The following is a 20155-nucleotide window of genomic DNA, read 5'->3' as shown; positions in this document are numbered from 1 at the left end:
GCTTCTACATGACAGGATTTCATAAAGATCCCCGTTGAAATTCAACGGGGATCTTTATTGTATTTGAGGTAAAACATTCACTAAGAAATTTTTCAGGTTGATTACTGTTATATCATTTGATATCCGGTAAGTTTCACTTTTTGGCGTAATGATATATTTATACTTCGGTTCCAGATCCTTTATGCAGCTAACAAACCCTTTTGATACTGTTGGAGCATTTGACAGTTTAATTTCAATACATGCTATTGGTGTAATGCCTTGAACCAGGATTAAATCACATTCTGCTTCGGTTTGCGTCCTGTAAAAAAAAAGGTCAGTCTGCTTAGCCTTCATCTGATAAATCTGCTCAATTACATAGCCCTCCCAGGATGCACCTATAGCCGGGTGACCAAAAAGATCGTTATAACCTGGAATATTTAATAAACGATGAAGAATCCCCGTATCCCTTATATAGGTCTTAGGCGACTTAATCAAACGCTTTTTTGCATTAACAAACCATGGCTGCAAACGTCTGATCAAAAATCCTCCCTCTAAAAAATCTAAATACTTATTAACAGTAGGTGCGCTTACGCCTAACGATCTCGCGAAAGACTCTCCATTAAATAAATTTCCATTCAAATGAGCAAGCATACTCCAAAAGTTTCTTAGCAAAGTTGGCGCTAAGTCTACGTTAAACATTTTTGCCAAATCTCTTTCTACATAACTTACAATAAAATCATCAATCCATTCTTTGCTCAACAAATCGGTTTCTGCCAATATAGATTCTGGAAACCCACCACGGAACCAATGCTGCTCGAAGTTTAATTCCTCCGGCAGTTCCGTTAACCCTATGGGATATAGTTCATTGTAAGAAATTCTTCCGGCTAATGTTTCAGAAACTCCCTTAACCAATTCAGGAGAAGCAGATCCAAGCAATATAAATCTTCCAGGAGTTCTTTTTGCATCAATTAAAGGGCGTAATAGAGAAAACAAATCCGGTAATAATTGAACCTCATCAATAATTACGGTATAATCTTGCAAGCTTTCTAAAAAAGTATAGGCATCCTGTAGCTTAGCCACATCCCTGGGATTTTCCATATCAAGGTACATGTAATCGCTGCTTAAACTCTTTGCTAAAGTAGTTTTTCCAACCTGCCGTGGCCCGAGAATTGCGATTGCAGGAGACTTTTTAAGCTTATGCTTTAACTGTGCTGCAAGATTTCTGATAATTAGCATAAGCAAATATACAAAAGAACCTAGTAAATCAAAAGTTTAACTTTTGATTTACTAGGTTGATGTTTATTTAAACGCTTTAAACGCAATATTTAATTTTTATCACAAATCATTTATATCATCTTAAAAATTTTATTAACCAGTCAATTTCCAACTTTCCTGACTTTTGCCTGTTTTACTGTTTAGTACCTAAATCGTATATTTGATTTACTCATGAAATTTAAAATCACCTCAGAATATCAACCTACCGGAGATCAGCCTAATGCCATTAAACAGCTGGTGGATGGTGTAAATGCTAACGAACATTATCAAACTTTACTGGGCGTTACAGGATCAGGAAAAACCTTCACCGTGGCCAATGTAATTGAGCAAACCCAAAAGCCTACCCTGATTTTGAGTCACAATAAAACCCTGGCAGCACAGCTTTACGGAGAGTTCAAAAATTTCTTTCCCGAAAACTCGGTAAATTACTTTGTTTCTTATTACGATTATTATCAGCCAGAAGCTTTTATTGCTTCGAGCAATACTTATATCGAAAAAGACCTGAGCATAAATGAGGAAATTGAGAAACTGCGTTTACGTACCACCTCATCACTAATGAGTGGCAGGCGCGACATTATCGTGGTATCATCCATATCGTGCATTTATGGTATGGGTAATCCAGAAGATTTCTCCCGGATGGTTTTCCGCTTTGGTGTAGGGCTTCGGATTTCGAGAAATGCATTTTTGCATAGTTTGGTAGAGATTTTATACTCGCGTACCACAACCGAATTTAAGAGGGGAACTTTTAGGGTAAAGGGCGATACCGTGGATATTTATCCGGCCTATCTGGATCATGCCTACCGTATTTCTTTTTTCGGCGATGATATTGAAGAACTTTCAGCAATCGACCCTGTTTCAGGCAAAACTCTGGAGAAGCTTGAAGATATGGCTATTTATCCGGCCAACCTATTCGTTACACCAAAAGACCGCTTTAATCAGTCTATCTGGGGTATACAGGAAGAATTGGAGATCCGTAAAAACCAATTGATTGCCGATAGGCACTTATTGGAAGCCAAAAGGCTGGAAGAACGGACCAATTTCGATATTGAAATGATGAAAGAACTGGGCTATTGTTCAGGGATTGAAAACTATTCGCGTTTCTTTGATGGAAGGCAGCCCGGTATGCGTCCTTTCTGTTTGCTGGATTATTTTCCTGATGATTATTTAATGGTAATTGACGAAAGCCACGTTACTGTTCCGCAGATCAGGGCCATGTATGGTGGTGACAGATCGAGGAAATTATCTTTGGTAGAATATGGCTTTCGTTTACCGGCCGCATTGGATAACCGCCCTTTAAATTTTAACGAATTCGAAGCCCTTGCCCCGCAAACCATTTATGTGAGTGCAACACCTGCTGAATATGAATTGGAAAAATCAGAAGGTGTGGTAGTAGAGCAGGTGATCAGGCCAACCGGATTATTGGATCCTGTTATAGAGATCAGACCTGCCATTAATCAGGTTGATGATCTTTTGGATGAAATAGACATTACCATAAAAGATGGCGGACGTATTCTGGTTACTACGCTAACCAAGCGCATGGCTGAAGAATTGACAAAATATCTTGATCGTTTAAACATCAAAACCAGGTACATCCACTCCGAAATTAAAACTTTAGAACGGGTAGAAATTCTGCGCGGTTTACGTTTAGGTGAATTTGATGTTTTGGTGGGTATCAACCTTTTACGTGAAGGTTTAGACTTGCCTGAGGTTACTTTGGTTGCTATTTTAGATGCAGATAAAGAAGGTTTCCTCCGTTCTGAGAAATCATTGATCCAGACCATTGGCCGTGCCGCCCGTAATGATAGAGGACGTGTAATTATGTATGCCGATGGCATTACAGATAGTATGGAAAAAACCATCTCTGAAACAAACAGGCGTAGAGATATACAGATAGCATACAACCTTGAAAATGGCATTACACCAAAAACTGTCGGAAAATCAAGAGAAGCGATTTTAGAGCAAACATCAGTACTCGATTTCTCTCAAAAAGCAAGTGATAATAAAGCCAGGGCTTATGTCGAAAATGCGGAGATCAGTATTGCGGCAGATCCGATTGTACAATATATGGGTAAGGCCGAACTGCAAAGGGCAATTGATACTACACGTAAGGATATGCAGAAAGCAGCAAAAGATATGGACTTTTTACAAGCTGCAAAGCTGCGCGACGAAATGTTTGCGTTAGAGAAAATGTTTAACGAAAAATTCGGCAAGTAACGATTTGGTTTTAAAGATTGATTTTTAGATAATTTAAATTAGAATTGCTGTTCAATAAGTTATCTAAAAATCATTCAATGAAATCTTTTAAACTCGTAACGCTGATCGTACTCGGCGCTATCGGTCTGAAAAGTCAGGCCCAACATGCTGCGGCAATTTCCCTGCCACTCGCAGGCAATGCTTACAGTTCTTTACATCAGGATTCAGAAAAAACATTATCCAGCAATGGAATCGTAAACTGGACCAACCCAAAAGAGTATTTTACGGCATACCTCCGGGTTTCAAAACCAGGTGTTCTGGTCGTTTCTATTAGCGATAAACCTGTTATTGAAGGACAATCTACTTTAGAATTTTCCATAAACAATCAACCCAAAAAGGTCGTTTTTGATGAAAAAAAAAACTTTGATGGTAAAATTGGCGAGTGGATTATTAACGATACCGGATACGTGTCCATAACCATCAAAGGAATAAGCAAAAGTGCCGGCAGGTTTCCCTCGATAAAAACCTTATCCATCAGCGGCACAGCTGCCGAAGCCAAAATGGCTTATGTTCAAAACAATGAAGGCAACTTTTTCCACTGGGGCAGACGAGGACCATCGGTGCACTTAAATTATCAGCAACCAGAAAATGTAAATGCAGAATGGTATTATAACGAAGTAACCGTGCCTAAGGGACAAGATATTTTAGGCTCCTATTTTATGGCTTGTGGTTTTGGCGAAGGTTATTTTGGCATGCAGGCTAACAGTCCGACTGAAAGACATATTCTATTTTCAGTACGGAGTCCTTTTAATACAGACGATCCGAAAAGTATTCCCGTATCGCACAAAATTAAAATGCTTAAGAAAGGTGATGGTGTACATACCGGGGAGTTTGGTAATGAAGGCGCCGGAGGTCAGAGTTACCTGAACTACATGTGGAAAGCAGGAAATACCTATAAATTCTTACTGCATGGCGTACCCGGAAAAGATAGCCTAACCACATATACTGCTTATTTCTTTACTCCTGAAACCGATAAATGGCAATTGATCGCCAGTTTTACCAGGCCGCAAACAAAAACCTATTTAAAGTGCTTCCATTCTTTTTTAGAAAACTTCTCACCCGTACACGGAGACTTATCGCGAAAAGTTTTGTTTGATAACCAATGGATCTGCGATGATAAGGGAACATGGACTGAATTAAAATCAGCCCGCTTTACTACCGATAATACTGGTGCAAAAAGCTATCGGATGGATTATCAGGGAGGAGTTGACAACGGTGCCTTTTATTTAAAGACCGGTGGCTTTTTTAACGATTATACCACTGCAGGAAAAATCTTCAACAGAACATCAAAGGGCAAAAAACCGGAAATAGATTTTAGTAAATTACCTTAACATTCAAAATAATTATAGATTTTTGAAGTTTTTATCAAGTTATTAAGCACAATGAACGGGCAAAACAGAAAAGACATTTATCCAGGCTTGGAAGTCGGAATCATATTGAAGAAAGATCAGCGGTCAGGGAACATCACTTATGGCGTGGTGAAAGATTTACTTACTTCTTCCGCGTTTCATTCCAGAGGAATAAAAGTGAGGCTTGAAGATGGTCAGATAGGACGTGTAGCTGAAATTGTTGAAGAATAATGACGATATTAAAACCTTTCTAGCCTTAGTTGTGTATGATATTTGTAATCGGATTGCAATTAAAGGCCAAAAAAGTAACAAAATAAATGTTACGACGTCTATATTTGTAACAACAGTAATTTAAAGAATGGGATTAGGTTTAGTAAAATTCATTTTTATCACAATATTGGTACTTTGGCTGATCAGAATGCTGATCAGGTTAGTTCTGCCAATGTTGTTTAATAACCTGGCCAGCAAAATGCAAAATCAGGCTACAGGACAACAACAACAACAAAGACGGTCAAAACCAGAAGGCTCTATTTCAATAGATTATATGCCGCCAAAACCCGATCAAAGTAAAACAGATAAACTCGGAGACTTCGTAGACTACGAAGAAGTGAAATAAAACTAAACCCTGAACTTGTTTCGGGGTTTTTTGTTAAAATTCAACATGCATTTATTCTATAGCACACATTGTTTCAGCCTGAAATTTGATTACCTCATTTCTTTTCTCAATGAGTTTCAACATATATTTTTGAAGAAATATTTTTTCTACCAGCTGGCCTAATAAACCAAACGGCGCCCGAAACTCAAAAACATCAGTCATTTCTGTCTGAGCATCTATTATTTTAAACTGGTGTTGGTGGTGGAGTTTTTTAAAAGGTCCCTTAATCATCTCGTCAATGAAGAGCGTTGGATATTCCATTGCGCTAATCTTATTGGTCATTTCGAACAAAATGCCAAAATGCCTGGCGCTCCAGGTAACTGACTCATCCAGGTCGATCATACCACCATTTTTTCCAGCTATTACTTCTTCTCCAGACGATTTCATCGACTGTAAATGAAGATCAATACTTCTAGCCAGATCAAAACAGTGCCCAATTGGTGCATCAATCAATGTTTTTAAGGTAATTGTTGGCATACGCTTCCGTTTAGCTATAATTACCTTATCATTTCCTACTCAGCGCTGCCATTGCCTCATCAATCTTTCCGTATCTAAACTCAAATCCACTATTTAATAGCACTGCTGGCTTAACCCATCTGCTTTTTAAAATCAGTTCTGTTTCCGTTCCGATGATTTTTGCACCAATAGCCAATAACCAGGCTGGGGCAGGCAAACCGAAATTGCGACCAAAGGCCTTTCTGATGCTGCGCATAAAAACATGGTTTTTAATCACTTCCGGTGCCGTGCAGTTTACAATTCCTTCAATTTCTGGGTGGTTAAGTAGCCATGCTATACTACCTGCAGCATCCTCTTCGTGGACCCAGCTCATATACTGTTCGCCATCGCCCTGTTTGCCACCCATACCCAATTTCACCAGGTTAAGTAAGCGTGGAAATGCTCCGTCTTCCAGACCTAAAACAATGCCCATTCTAAGGGCAATTTTTCGGGTATTGGGCGTGTCTGTTTCAAAAAAGCTATTTTCCCAGGCTTTGCAAACTTCAATAGAGAAACCTTCGCCGATTTCGCCTGTTAACTCATCTTGCGGATGGTCTTCGGCATGGCGGTAAATGGTGGCTGAAGTAATGTTGATCCAAAGTTTTGGCGGATTTTCCATTTCTTCGATCGCTTTGCCCAGTAAACGGGTGGGGATCAATCTTGAATCAAAAATTTCTTTTTTGTTTTTTTCAGTGTACCTGCAGTTTACATTTTTTCCGCAAAGGTTGACCAGGAGGTCAGCCCCTTGTAAGCTGTACGCCCACTTACCTATGTTTTTGCCATCCCATACCCATGTTTTAATATTATCCGTTTTAGCTTGTGCTTTTCTGGCCAGAATGATTACTTCATCAGCAAGGCTGCTAAAATAGTTCGCTAATACATTGCCCAAATAACCATTCCCGCCGGCCAGTACAATTTTTCTGTATTTCATGATATGATTATAAAATTAAGATTAAGCCCAAAACAATTAAGCGGTAAAGTGCCCAGGTAATGCTCATTAACCAGCCTGTTTTTAATAATTTACTCCTGCGGATATGCTCTAAAAACATCAATCCTGCAACTATTAAAAAGTATAGAACAAAAAATACAGGCTGGATATCAAGATATTTTGACAACGCCAAAACAGGCAGGAGCAACAATGAACCGGCGAATGAAATCGTCATCATATTACCCAGGTAATCCCAAAGTTTTTCTTTCCGGTAAAAGCTAATGATGGCGCCCTGGAAAAACAGCTGCCCACCGCAGATCAAGTATTCGCGGTATTTACTGCCCAGTGGCACAAAACCCGTAAGCAGATGTGCATAATCTGTTAATATATACGCCGTAATAAGCCAGGTTAAAAGCAGGAAGGTGATGCGGTAGTGGAGTTTAAAAGTTGGCTGTAAGCTGTTTCCTTTTACTGCAACAGGTATAATTACTTTACGGTTGTAAGAAATAAATGTATAAAATTTCCGCATCAGATAAACAAATGGACTAAACAAAAATAAAGGCTTAAAAAAGGGCATAGCGTGTGCAATAATTTTGAACAAACTCTGGATGCCGTAAGTAACTTCACCGGTTTCGGTATTAATGAGCGCAATTTCATTGGCAGCTCTTTGCTGGTCTACGAGCGGGCAAATATTTTGTGGCATTTCCTGGTAAACCTCACGACCATCCTGAGCCAGCATGCCTGTTTTTACAAAGGCCTTGGTATGGGCATAACACATCGGGCATTCATTGTCAAATAAAATTACGTGGTTTTTAAGCGTTTTCATTTTATTTAAATTTTAATACTTTCAGTAAAATATGAAAGTTTTGATTAAAAAATAAAGCCGAACAATAGGTAAAGCTTTTTTAGGGTTTAGGGTGTGAGGCCGAAGGTTTAGGGTATAAAGTAAATCTGTCTTGGTACTTGCTATTCTATCTTACTATTTAATCCATTTATCTTGCCATCACTTTCCTGCTACCGTTGTAAGATTGTTTCGTACCTCACAATGACGGACTTTTCTATCGGGCTTGATACTCCTGATCAGTCTTAATACTTGCTACTCCTATCTCACATCTCCCCTCTCAAATCTACTTAAACACTTTCAACACCGAACCCCAGAACCAGCTTTCTTCTGCCTTAAGCATCGTTTCTAAAGTTTTATCTACGTTTCCGGCTAATTTATTAATGTCTTTTATAGATTTTTTGAAGGTAAGGAACTCCGGATCTTTTTCATCGCCATTAACGGTAGATAGTTCGTTTAAAATTTTTAAAACAGGTTCCAGTTCTCTTTTTTTGCGTTCTTTAGCCACCTGCCTGGCAATATTCCAAACATCCTTATCCGCAAAAAAGTATTCTTTCCGCTCACCGGCCTTATGTTGCTTTTCAATCAGTCCCCAACCAATCAGGTCGCGGAGGGTCATGTTCGCATTGCCCCTCGAAATACTGAGCTGCTCCATAATTTCTTCGGTGGTTAACGCTTCGGGCGAAATTAACAATAGCGCATGTACCTGGGCCATGGTGCGGTTAATTCCCCATTCTGAGCCCAATTTGCCCCAGGCTTCTATAAACTTTAATTTTGCTGCTGCTAATTCCATATACAAATGTATAAAGTTATTTTTAAACTTTCAAAAATTATTGAAACTTTATTTAATTTGAAAATATTTATCGTTTATGCTTTAATTCGTCGAGTACCTTTTGCCAGTTACCGGAGTTGCCGCTTACATTTTTTAACAGGTCGTTTTGCGCGGGATTGAAATAAAGCGATAACCTTAATACCGGCAAAGCCAGACTGGGTTTAAACATTGTCCCGGGAGCAAATCCAGGCTCATTGTTCCTGGCCCGGTCCCGGTCGAATTTAACGGTTGTATTGACGTATTCTTCGTGTTGTTTTTCACCATTAATATACGGGATCAGCCATTCTACAGATTTTTTGATCGAAGATCCTTTAGGCGACTCGTAAGTATAAAAGTTTGGGCCGTTCGCCCTATCAATCATAATGCACAACTTTAGCAGAGGTTCCAGGTCGTAAATGTGGTAATGCATGGCATCACGCTCTTTAAAATCCAAACTTGTTCCGTCGGGATATAAATTGATATTGATGTGGCTTTTTAAATTGTCTATGGCCCACCTGATAAAATCCTGATTGTTTAACGTGTAACCGATTTCACCAACTTCTTTCAGGCGGTGCGCGTTCCAGTTGTTAATGGCGGTGGCTCTCCCTGTTTTCATCCGCTTGCTATTAATTTCTGCTAAAGCCGTTTCAGTTAGCCATAGTTCAATCTGTTTTTTATCAGCTGCTGGGATGTCTTTTTTAATCAGGTCGTAAGCTTCAATGGCCTTATCCAGATTGGTGTCGTCAATAGGATCACCATTTGGTTTATTGATTTTGGCCCATGCACCAAGAAATTCTACACATTTGTTTAAATATTTTTGATCACCGGTAATCCGGTATTGTAAGGCCAGTGCAAACATTTTGTTCATGTCTGCCAGGGCTAACCTGGTTCTCTCTTTTTTCGGATTTCCCTGCAATAACCCTTCAGTCCGGATGGTATCAATTGGGTTGGGTTGCCCGGATAAATAATTTAATGCCGATTTTTCAGCGCCCAGGTATAGTTTTTTGGTTTCAATGTCGTTTTTGATCTGTGTTTTTAGCTTTTTGATTTCATCATTATTTAAACTGACCAGCTGAGAAAACGAAGAAAAAGATGATAAAGCAAGAGCAATTGTAACGACAAACTTTCTCATAATAAATAGGTTGAATTTTTATTCTTTATTACAAATCTAATTTTTTATTCAGCATGCATTTAATTTATTACTTTTTTATACCGCCCAATTTTTTATTTTTGACGTTCGTTTAAACTTAAACAAACCTTAATGAATAACTGGTTTAATAAAAATGGCATTCACTTAGCCATTATTGCATTTTTTGTAGTCATTACTTTTGCCTACTTCAGTCCTGTCTTGGTAGGTAAAGCCCCAGCGCAAAGTGATGTGATCCAATCACAAGCGATGCAGAAGGAAATTATGGACTTTAAAGAAAAGGATGGAAAGGCACCACTTTGGACCAACCAGATGTTTGGTGGCATGCCTGCCTATCAAATTTGGGTACCTTATGCCTATAATGGGGCTACTTATGGAATTGCTTTAATTACTAAAGCCTTGCCAAATCCAACAGGTACGGTTCTTTTGTTGCTTTTAGGCGCTTATTTCCTGTTTATTGTGTTAAAGGTTAATCCGTGGCTCGCTGCGGCAGGTGCAATTGCCTTTACATTTACAATGTACAATTTTGTGTTAATTGCAAGTGGGCACAGTAGTAAGGCATTAGCAATTGGTTTTTTCGCGCCAATAATAGCGAGTATATTGTTAACGTTAAGGGGCAGATATTGGTATGGAGCTAGTTTAACGGCACTATTTTTAGCCCTTGAAATAAGAACGAACCACGTTCAAATGACGTACTATTTGATGCTGGCTATTTTTATATTCGTTATTGTAGAATTTTACCAGGCATTTAAGAATAAAACCGTTTCAAATTTATTAAAATCGTTTGGTTTTCTTGCTTTTTCGGTGGCTATTGCTTTAATGATTAACGCAAGTTTATTATGGTCTACCGCAGAATATGCAAAAGAAACAAACCGTGGAAAATCTAATCTAACAGCTACAGAAGCGGCACCGGGGGAAAAAGGGGCAGGCATGTCGAAAGAGTATGCTTACCAATGGAGCCAGGGGGTTGGGGAGAGTTTTACCTTTTTAATTCCAGATTTATATGGAGGCGCTTCAGGAGTAGATAAGTTAGTAAAACCTGAAGGGAATATGTATAAAGCTGTTGCCGAAATTACAGGAGGTGACCCCACTCAAACTGCGCAGGCTATCCAGCAATTGGGAGGGCAATTAAATATGCAACAGTACTGGGGAGAGAAACCATTTACACAAGGCGGCTATTATTTCGGTGCAATTATCTGTTTCTTATTTGTTTTTGGCTTATTCATTGTTCGCAGCCAGTTAAAGTGGTGGATATTGGCAACAACAGTTTTATTCATTCTGCTTTCTTTTGGACGTCACTTCCCTATGGTAAGTGATCTGTTCTTCGATTATTTCCCGCTTTATAATAAATTCAGAGCGGTTGAATCAATTTTGGCAGTAGTTGGTTTAATGGTTCCAATTTTGGCAATTTTGGCAATAAAGGAAATCCAGGATGGGAATACAGACCAAAAGGTATTGATCAGGAAATTAACCTGGTCTGCTGCTATTACTGGTGGTTTTGCTTTAATTGTAGCCATCGTGCCTACAATGTTCTTCAGTTTTAAAGCATCAAACCATATGCAGATTGTGCAGGCTTTAACGCAGTCTTTGCAAAATAATGCTGCCGTAGCGCAAAAGATAGCGAATGGATTAGTTGAGGACAGAATTGCAATAGGACGCGCAGATGCTTTACGTTCATTCTTTTTTGTGGTTATTGGTTTCGGAATAGTTTGGGCATTTATTACCAGGAAATTAAATGCACAACTGGCTTTAGGCTTGTTAGGCCTGGCTATTTTGGTAGATATGTGGCAGGTGGATCGTAGGTATTTGAATAACCAAAACTTTGAATACAAAAAAACAGCTTCAGACTTCTTTAAGCCAAGAGACGTTGATAATTTTATCATGGCTGATAAAGATCCGGATTTTAGGGTATTTGATGCTTCTATAAATACTTTTAGCGATGCCAGTACCTCTAATTTTCATAAAACAATCGGTGGTTATCATGCCGCTAAACTGAAACGTTTTGATGAACTCATTCAGCATCAATTTACTAAAAGTGTTAACCAGGATGTTCTGGATATGTTAAATACCAAGTATATCATTACACAGGATCCGCAAAACGGATCGTATAAAATGCAGCGCAATGCAACTGCTGCAGGTAATGCCTGGTTTGTACAAAGTGTTCAGTTTGCTAAAAATGCTGACGAAGAGATGAAGGCAATCAGCAGTTTTGATGCGAAGAAGGAGGCTATTGTTGACGAAAGTTTCAAAAAATCGATCGATACCAAGCGCTTAGGAACCGGTCAGGAAGGTTTTATTAAATTAACGAACTACAACCCTGATCATTTAACTTACGAATATTCGACCGCTAAAGACGTGATAGCAGTGTTTTCTGAGATCTATTATGATAAAGGCTGGAAAATGTATATCGACGGGGTTGAGAAGCCATACTTCAGGGCCGATTATGTTTTACGTGCAGCGCAGTTAGAAGCTGGTAACCATAAACTTGAGTTTATTTTCCATCCAACATCGTATTACACTGGTGAGAAAATCTCTTTGGCAGGATCGATCTTGTTATTGGGCGGATTGGGCTTTGGATTTTATTCAGAAGAAAAGAAGAAAAAGAAAGCAGTTAAAGCTTAATATCTCTTTAAATAGATTTACGCCCCGCAGGATTCAATCTTGCGGGGTTTTGTTTTTTAGTACGGGGGCTGCTGTTCTGGGTCGGAAGTCATTAACCCAAGCTCAATCCCCACAATTTGTCATCCTGAGCGTAGTCAAAGGATCTATTGAGATGAGTTTACTAAGCACCTTATGATGCTCTGCATTCACACCCGCGATCGTCTTCCTGAACTTGTTTCAGGATCTATAAAGCGCAATTGTCATTTTGAGGGTATTGCGTAAAAATTAATTTGAGTGATGGTTTTTTGGGTAACAGGTTTGCAATCTCACAAGGATCACTACTAGCGTGTGCTTTAAGATCCCCCGCCTGCGCGAGGATGACGACGCAAAAATAGATTATCAGTCCGCAGTCTATTATTCATATCAACTATGCTCCCAACTCTGTGCCCTCTGCGCCTTCCCTTTGCGTACTCTGCGGTTAAACGGAGACCATACCAATTAACACCAATAAACCAATAACCAGTCAACAAATAGCTAGTGAACCAATGACAAATGAACCAATGGCCAACGAACTAATGAACCATTGAACCAACTTGTAATAAAATTTAACAATGTCGTAACATTTGTTTGATATACAGCGTCTTATCTTTGTAATGAAAAATCAGGTGATATGTTAGAGTCATTCTTTGCCGTATGCTTATTAATTGTCGTACTTTATTTCTTTAGCCCTTTTGAGGTAAAACTCGATGAGGAAGAAGAGTGGTAACACAACTAATTTATCTCTAAACTGCTTTAACCGGGCGGTAACAATATCCTTCCCCCTAAAATTTCCCTTTTATGGATAAAAGAAATGTCGATGTAGTCGTAATCTCCGATGTACATTTAGGTACTTATGGCTGTCATGCAAAAGAACTTTTAAAGTATCTGAAAAGCATTAAACCCAAAACATTGATTCTAAACGGTGATATCATCGATATCTGGCAGTTTAGTAAAAGTTACTGGCCCGAGTCGCACATGAAAGTAATCCGTAAACTGATGAAATTTGTTTCAGAGGGTGTTCAGGTGCATTACCTGACCGGGAACCACGATGAGATGCTCCGCAAATTCGACGGCATGGAGATGGGTACTTTTCACCTTCAGAATAAGCTGATTTTAGAGCTTGATGGTAAAAAAGCATGGTTTTTTCATGGTGATGTTTTTGACGTCACCATGCAGCATTCTAAATGGCTGGCTAAATTAGGAGCGGTGGGTTACGATACGCTGATCCTTATTAACAGTTTTGTAAACTGGGTACTAACCGCATTTAGAAGGGAGAAGATGAGTTTTTCGAAAAAAATCAAAGCTAAGTTTAAAGATGCCGTTAAGTTTATTAATAGTTTTGAACAAACTGCAGCAGAACTGGCCATCGAAAAAGGTTATCAGTATGTCGTTTGCGGTCATATTCATCAGGCCGAGCAACGCGAAATTGCCACTGAAGATGGAAAAGTAACTTACCTGAACAGCGGCGATTGGGTAGAAAGTTTAACCGCGTTAGAATATCAGGATAAAAACTGGACCGTATTTAAGTATGAGCATCAACACTTTACAAAAGACCAGTTGGATGAAGGAATTCTTTCTGATGCTGAAGATTTAAAAAGTAAACTCGACATAAATATTCTTTTACAGAATATAAAATATGAAATTGCCCAATAATTTTAGATATTCGGGCATAAATGAAGATACTTTACGCAATACAGGGAACAGGTAATGGTCATATCAGCAGAGCCAGGGAAATTATTCCCTTGCTTCAAAAATATGGCGAACTGGATATTTTAGTGAGTGGTACCCAGGCTGATGTGAAACTCAGTCAGCCCGTAAAATACCAATTACATGGTTTCAGTTTTATCTTTGGAAAAAAAGGTGGTGTAGACCATTTTAAAACCTGGCTGAACATGAATCTTTTTCGTTTCAGGAAAGATATGAAGCAGCTGCCACTTAAAGATTATAATCTGATCGTTAACGATTTTGAGCCCGTGAGTGCCTGGGCCTGTAAACTGCAGGGTATCGAATGTGTCTCTTTAAGCCATCAGGCTGCATTTAAATCTAAAAAGGTACCACGCCCGAGAACTTTAGACTGGGGCAAGCTTATTTTGAGCCGCTATGCACCTACCAAATACCACATTGGCTTTCATTTCGATCGCTACGATAGTTTTATTCATACTCCGGTCATCAGGGCAGAGATCCGAAATCTGAAAAGTGAAAATTTAGGGCATTATACGGTCTATCTTCCAGCCATTGATGATAAACGCCTGGTGAAGCTTTTTACACAACTCCCTGAAGTTACCTGGCAGGTTTTTTCTAAACACAGCAAAGTTGCCTATCAGGAAGGGAATGTTTTTGTAGAGCCGGTTAATAACGAGAAATTTAATAAAAGTTTGGCCACCTGCGAGGGGCTATTTACCGGTGGGGGCTTTGAGGGCCCGGCAGAAGCACTTTATTTGAAGAAAAAATTATTGGTGGCCCCTATGCGTTTCCAGTTTGAACAGCAATGTAATGCTTATGCTTTAAAGCAGTTCGGTTTACCAGTAATTTGGGGAAGTACCAGAAACTGGTTGCCGATTGTTAAAAACTGGGTAGAAAATCCTCAAAAGCACGAATTTAATTTTCCTGATGAAACCGCGCAGATCATTGATGATATGGTGAAGAAATACGCGAGGGTTTAATTTTTTTAGTCTTGGGTCTTAAGTTCCGAGTCTAAAGTCAATTTACCCTCTATTGTCACCCTGAGGGTTAATTAATCGCTTAAAATCAACATGAGTGACAGTAATTAATCTTCATGTAAAAATTCCCTCGTGTTACCGTCATTTCGAGCGGACCCGATAGCCATCGGGTGCAACGCAGTGGAGAACCCGAAGGCTCTGCGAAGCAAAATCTAACTAAATAGATCTCTCCACTTCGCGTTGCTCCGGTCGAGATGACGGCCATGTTATTGGAGTTTGTGGATGGTAGCTTAGTCGAAGGCCCCCTGGCATTGAAGCTACAATTAGTTGTCATTCTGAACGCAGTGAAGAATCTTAAGCGATACAGTTTTGAACCATGTAAGACATAAGTGACTATAAGCTCGAACGTTTTCTTGCACCGTAACATTGTTATCTAAACCTGACAGAAGCGGGCATCCCGATTTTTCATCGGGATAAAGCGGATGGCAGGACTGGCGGAACCGAAAAGAACAGGAACCTGCTTTTCAAAAAACAAGAGCATCTTTTTTTAGCATTTTTGCTTTTTACCTGACAACCAGTCTTCGACTCCGCTCAGACTGACAAAGCTTGGGTATCTTTAATGAGATGATGTTTTATTTTCGCTTATTTAGTTACCGCACAGTATTGAGTAATCTAAACCTGACAGAAGCGGGCATCCCGATTTTTCATCGGGATAAAGCGGATGGCAGGACTGGCGGAACCGAAAAGAACAGGAACCTGCTTTTCAAAAAACAAGAGCATCTTTTTTTAGCATTTTTGCTTTTTACCTGTCAACCAGTCTTCGACTCCGCTCAGACTGACAAAGCTTGGGTATCTTTAATGAGATGATGTTTTATTTTCGCTTATTTAGTTACCGTACAGTATTGAGTAATCTAAACCTGACAGAAGCGGGCATCCCGATTTTTCATCGGGATAAAGCGGATGGCAGGACTGGCGGAACCGAAAAGAACAGGAACCTGCTTTTCAAAAAACAAGAGCATCTTTTTTTAGCATTTTTGCTTTTTACCTGTCAACCAGTCTTCGACTCCGCTCAGACTGACAATTCTATAATGATCTGACTATAAATTTTCCCTTTAGTTCTTTCCGATTAAGCTTTGGTCTTTTAGCTTTAGTCTTTTCGCTTTAATCTTTGGTCTTTTAGCTTTCCGCTTTTGCCTTTCCGCTTTAATCTTTCTTCCCCTAGTCTTAAATTATTTTCTTTACTTTGCCTACTCTTTTAAAGGCATGATTAATCAGTTTAGAAAGCTAAATCCAATTAACCTCGTATTCTTGCTGGCATACACGTTCTTTTTGCGTATTGCCATTTTTCAGGAAACGCATGATAAGCTGAACTTTGATTTTTTAGAACCTTTTGCCCGGTTGCTGATCAATATTGATTTAGATAATGTCTTTACCCCATATTCCAATATTTTTATTGCGGCACTTTTGGTTTATGTGCAGGCATTAATTTTCAACCGGATTGTAAATAATCATAATTTATTGGCCAAACCCAGTTTCCTGCCAGGCCTGATGTTTATCACAGGAACAAGCTTATTTATGCCTTTTATGATCCTAAGTCCGGCATTGTTATGCAACTTTCTGCTGATCTGGATTATAGATAAGTTTTTAAAACTGGGTAAGAGTGCGAATTCCATTACCACTGTTTTCGATATCGGGATGATTATTGCAGTTGGGACACTCATTTACTTTCCGTTTATGACCATGTTAATGATGATCTTTTTAGCACTGTTGCTTTTTAGGTCATTTAACTGGCGCGAATGGGTGGCAGGCTTAATTGGTTTTATCACCGTTTTCTTTTTTTTGGCCGTATTTTATTACTGGAATGATAATCTAAGCTCCTTTTATCAGATATGGAAGCCATTGGGTAATAAGTTTCCTTCGGTGTTTAAAATCAATTATAACGATTATTTGGTGCTTATCCCGGTTACAGTAATTATCATACTGGCATCACTACAGCTACGTGAAAATTTCTTCAGGAGTTTTATCAGCACCCGGAAAAGTTTTCAGTTGTTATTTTTCATGTTTATTGTTTCAGCAGCTAGTTTTTACCTGAAACCGGATTTCAGGACCTGGCATTTTTTGCTTTGTGTACCACCGGGATCGGTACTGTTGGCTTACTATTTTAGTAATGCCAAAAAGCGTTGGTTTTATGAAACATTGTTCGTTTTATTTGTGCTTTCAATACAGTATTTTCTGTTTGTTTAACCTTTTTTAACAAATAAGCGGAACGAAACTTAACAAAGATTAATAGCTTTGTGGATGATTTTAAAATTAAAGCTTTTTAGTTTTAATTAAGATGGATAAAAAATGGAGTCATTGGAATTTCTAAGAACATATTATTCGCTGCGGGAGAATTTAAATGCGTAGGCTAAGCATTGATATTGGAAATTCTGCTGTTAAGGTTGGTGTTTTTGCAAATAAAGAAATTGTTCACCATCAGCGTTTCAATAAAATTGGAATACTTGATCTGGCTCAATTGATTGAGAAGTTTTCGCCGGCGAAATCTATCATCAGTAGTGTTAACCAGGAAATCGGACCGTTAGAAGTATTTTTAAAAAAGCATACTGAATATATCCGTTTTTCAACGCTATTGACGACTGGAGTACAAAATAGATATAAAACGCCGGTTACTTTGGGATTAGATAGGTGGGCGGCTATTTTGGGCGCAAATGGTTTGCATCCGGCAAATGCAAGTTTGGTGGTTGATGCCGGTACCTGTATTACTTATGATGTTTTAACCAGTTCTAAGGAATATTTTGGCGGTAGCATAAGTCCGGGCATTAAAATGCGGTTCAGGGCTGTACATGAATTTACGGGCCGTTTGCCTTTGGTAGAGTGGGATGCAAATGAAGATATTGTGGAAGGTACTGATACACAATCAGCAATCAGGAATGGCGTTTTACAGGGAATAATAAACGAAATTGAAGGCTTTATCGCCCTAAATAATAAAAAAGAAAGTGCTCTGAAGGTAATTATAACAGGGGGAGATGCTAATTTTTTGTATAAACAATTACAAAACAGCATCTTTGCGCCTCAAATTATAAAAGATCCTTACTTAGTATTAAAAGGATTAAATGAAGCTATTGCAGATTAAAATGTACAAAAGAATAAATTATATTGCAGCCATACTCGTTCTAGTTTGTGGTTTAAGTGCTCAGGCGCAGGTTACCACTTCATCACCATATTCAAGATATGGACTTGGAAATATAAAAGGATCTTTGTTGCCCCAGTTTAGGGCAATGGGCGGAATTTCTACTGCTGTAAGTAAAGTTACCGGTTTTAATAATATCAATATGCAGAATCCGGCATCTTATGCGGGTATTTCGTTAACCACAATTGATATTGGTATGAGTGCAAGTGTAACCAATTTAACACGCAACAACTTAAGCGAGTCAAGTTTCAATTCTACTTTTAGTCACCTGGCATTTGCAGCTCCGGTTACCAGAAGATCGGCATTGAGTTTTGGTATTTTACCATATTCCGATCTGGGTTATAATTACAGGAACACCGTGAAAGTTGATACCACAACCTTAAATCAGCTTTATGAAGGAGAAGGTGGTTTATCAAAAGCTTATTTGGGCTATGGTTACCGTTTTGGCGACCATTTAAGGATTGGTGGTAACCTGGAATATATTTTCGGAAATCTTCAAACCAGCCGCGCTACTGAATTTAACAGTGCAAGTTCTTACAATGCAAAACTTCAGACCAAAAATAGTGTTGCCGGCTTAAGCTATTCGTACGGTATTCAATACGATTTTACATTGGGTAAGAAAACGATTGTTACCTTGGGTTACTCCGGAAGCACTTCCGGAAAAGTAAACTCAACACTAACTTCTTACGCTACGCTGTATACAAGAGATCAGGATGGGAATGAAAGTACTGCGGCAGATACGTTAAATACGGTGAATAACGGAAAATCCAATCTTACTTTACCCTTAACACACAATTTCGGGATCGCTATCCAACAGAACGATAAGTGGTTAATTGGTGCCGATTTTAGAATGGGTAAATGGTCTGCAACAAGTATCAATAATGTAAACCAGGGTTTGCAAGATAGCTGGGGTGCTTCGTTGGGAGGTCAATGGACACCAGATGCATTTTCTTACAACAGTTACCTGAAACGTATAGATTACCGCATTGGTGTTAATTATGATAAAACTTATATCAAGATCGGTAATCAGGATATCAAACAAATGGGAGCATCATTAGGTTTTGGTTTCCCGCTACCTACTGCTAATGGCGGTACTGCATTTTATAAAATCAATTTTACAACAGAACTTGGACAAAGAGGAACATTAAATAATAACCTGGTTAAAGAGCAATATATTAACTTCCATTTAGGTTTTACCCTGAACGATACCTGGTTCCGTAAGTACCGTGTAGATTAATGAAACTGAAAGCATTTTTATATGGTCTGTTTCTGGTGTTGCCTTTTTTTCTGGCTTCCTGTGGAGACGACGATCTAAAAAAAGCAAATTCAGTTTCAATAAATAAAACCATCCTATCCCGCGACCGCACTATAGGTGTGGATATTATCTACAGCGATTCTGCGAGAATCAAAGCAAAAGGTACTGCCCCGATACTTGATAAGGTTACGCCCGCTAACGGCAGTGCTTATCAGGAGATGATCAAAGGGGTAAACATCGATTTTTATAATCCTAATGGAACCATTGATGGAAATCTGGTATGCGATTATGCCATCAGGAGAGATAATGAACTCAAAACTGAATTCAGGAAGAATGTAGTGGTGAAAAGCAGTAAGGGTGATACCTTCTCCTCTCAGGAACTGATCTGGGATGAATCGAAGAAAATTTTCTATTCCAATCAGCGTGTATATGTTAAGGGAGTAGACGGGAGCGTAGGAGAAGGGATAAATTTTAAGGCACCACAGGATTTTAGTACCTACGAAATGGATAGCGGAAACGGTGAATTGAATATGAAAGAAGGCGTAACGCCCTGATGTGATATGCGCTGTGGGAGGTAAGATAGGTGAAGGATTAAACATCTATTGAAATTCCCGTAGCTTTGAAGTCAATTTTAGTAGTAAATCTTCCGCCTTCCATTGCCATTTTACCTCTTCCAT

Annotated in this window: 17 protein-coding genes; 11 read left to right on the top strand and 6 right to left on the bottom strand. The window is 38.9% G+C overall.

The annotated features are described in order from the left end of the window. Positions 1–54: 54 nt before the first annotated feature. Entirely contained in the window at positions 55–1215 is a 1161-nt protein-coding gene (locus FFJ24_RS20115) for an ATP-binding protein (protein WP_138818946.1), read from the bottom strand. A gap of 210 nt (positions 1216–1425) precedes the next feature. Here FFJ24_RS20115 and uvrB point away from each other — a divergent pair, with 210 nt between their 5' ends. The 4 genes from uvrB to FFJ24_RS20095 all read left to right on the top strand — a co-directional run bounded on the left by uvrB (position 1426) and on the right by FFJ24_RS20095 (position 5472). Beyond that, entirely contained in the window at positions 1426–3468 is a 2043-nt protein-coding gene (uvrB, locus tag FFJ24_RS20110) for an excinuclease ABC subunit UvrB (RefSeq protein ID WP_138818945.1), read from the top strand. A gap of 77 nt (positions 3469–3545) precedes the next feature. Next, entirely contained in the window at positions 3546–4838 is a 1293-nt protein-coding gene (locus FFJ24_RS20105; RefSeq protein WP_138818944.1) for a DUF3472 domain-containing protein, read from the top strand. Between the two features lie 51 nt (positions 4839–4889). Continuing rightward, positions 4890–5087: a YwbE family protein gene (locus FFJ24_RS20100; protein ID WP_138818943.1), complete on the top strand. Its 198-nt coding sequence runs from the start codon at positions 4890–4892 to the stop codon at positions 5085–5087. 127 nt (positions 5088–5214) lie between these two features. Further along, positions 5215–5472, top strand: a complete 258-nt coding sequence (locus FFJ24_RS20095) for a DUF4834 family protein (RefSeq protein WP_138818942.1) — start codon at positions 5215–5217, stop codon at positions 5470–5472. 51 nt (positions 5473–5523) lie between these two features. Here FFJ24_RS20095 and FFJ24_RS20090 read toward each other — a convergent pair whose 3' ends face one another. From FFJ24_RS20090 to FFJ24_RS20070, 5 genes are all read right to left on the bottom strand, one after another. Beyond that, on the bottom strand, positions 5524–5988 hold the full coding sequence (locus FFJ24_RS20090) for an SRPBCC family protein (protein WP_138818941.1): 465 nt from the start codon (positions 5986–5988) through the stop codon (positions 5524–5526). Positions 5989–6016: 28 nt separating this feature from the next. Continuing rightward, positions 6017–6937, bottom strand: a complete 921-nt coding sequence (locus tag FFJ24_RS20085; RefSeq protein WP_138818940.1) for a TIGR01777 family oxidoreductase — start codon at positions 6935–6937, stop codon at positions 6017–6019. Between the two features lie 7 nt (positions 6938–6944). Next, positions 6945–7760 (bottom strand): DUF393 domain-containing protein, encoded by an 816-nt coding sequence (locus FFJ24_RS20080; RefSeq protein WP_138818939.1) that lies wholly within the window; start codon positions 7758–7760, stop codon positions 6945–6947. Between the two features lie 301 nt (positions 7761–8061). Then, positions 8062–8568 (bottom strand): GbsR/MarR family transcriptional regulator, encoded by a 507-nt coding sequence (locus tag FFJ24_RS20075; protein WP_138818938.1) that lies wholly within the window; start codon positions 8566–8568, stop codon positions 8062–8064. 67 nt (positions 8569–8635) lie between these two features. Then, entirely contained in the window at positions 8636–9718 is a 1083-nt protein-coding gene (locus tag FFJ24_RS20070; RefSeq protein WP_138818937.1) for an alginate lyase family protein, read from the bottom strand. Positions 9719–9847: 129 nt separating this feature from the next. Here FFJ24_RS20070 and FFJ24_RS20065 point away from each other — a divergent pair, with 129 nt between their 5' ends. From FFJ24_RS20065 to FFJ24_RS20035, 7 genes are all read left to right on the top strand, one after another. Then, the gene (locus FFJ24_RS20065) at positions 9848–12355 is read left to right on the top strand and encodes a YfhO family protein (RefSeq protein WP_138818936.1); all 2508 of its coding nucleotides are present in this window, start codon (positions 9848–9850) and stop codon (positions 12353–12355) included. 816 nt (positions 12356–13171) lie between these two features. Then, complete coding sequence (locus FFJ24_RS20060) at positions 13172–14026, top strand: UDP-2,3-diacylglucosamine diphosphatase (RefSeq protein WP_138818935.1); 855 nt, start codon at positions 13172–13174, stop codon at positions 14024–14026. Positions 14027–14046: 20 nt separating this feature from the next. After that, positions 14047–15036 carry a glycosyltransferase family protein gene (locus FFJ24_RS20055; RefSeq protein WP_138818934.1) on the top strand — a complete coding sequence of 330 codons (990 nt, stop codon included), beginning with the start codon at positions 14047–14049 and terminating at the stop codon, positions 15034–15036. 1260 nt (positions 15037–16296) lie between these two features. After that, the gene (locus FFJ24_RS20050) at positions 16297–17277 is read left to right on the top strand and encodes a DUF6427 family protein (protein WP_138818933.1); all 981 of its coding nucleotides are present in this window, start codon (positions 16297–16299) and stop codon (positions 17275–17277) included. 154 nt (positions 17278–17431) lie between these two features. Then, on the top strand, positions 17432–18166 hold the full coding sequence (locus tag FFJ24_RS20045) for a type III pantothenate kinase (protein ID WP_138818932.1): 735 nt from the start codon (positions 17432–17434) through the stop codon (positions 18164–18166). Next, positions 18147–19460: an OmpP1/FadL family transporter gene (locus tag FFJ24_RS20040; RefSeq protein ID WP_138818931.1), complete on the top strand. Its 1314-nt coding sequence runs from the start codon at positions 18147–18149 to the stop codon at positions 19458–19460. Before FFJ24_RS20045 ends, FFJ24_RS20040 begins: the two co-directional genes overlap by 20 nt. Further along, complete coding sequence (locus tag FFJ24_RS20035) at positions 19460–20032, top strand: hypothetical protein (RefSeq protein ID WP_138818930.1); 573 nt, start codon at positions 19460–19462, stop codon at positions 20030–20032. Before FFJ24_RS20040 ends, FFJ24_RS20035 begins: the two co-directional genes overlap by 1 nt. Positions 20033–20155 lie beyond the last annotated feature (123 nt).

The organism is Pedobacter sp. KBS0701 (assembly GCF_005938645.2).
Classification (GTDB): Bacteria; Bacteroidota; Bacteroidia; order Sphingobacteriales; family Sphingobacteriaceae; genus Pedobacter.
This window is presented reverse-complemented; position numbering and strand designations above follow the sequence as displayed.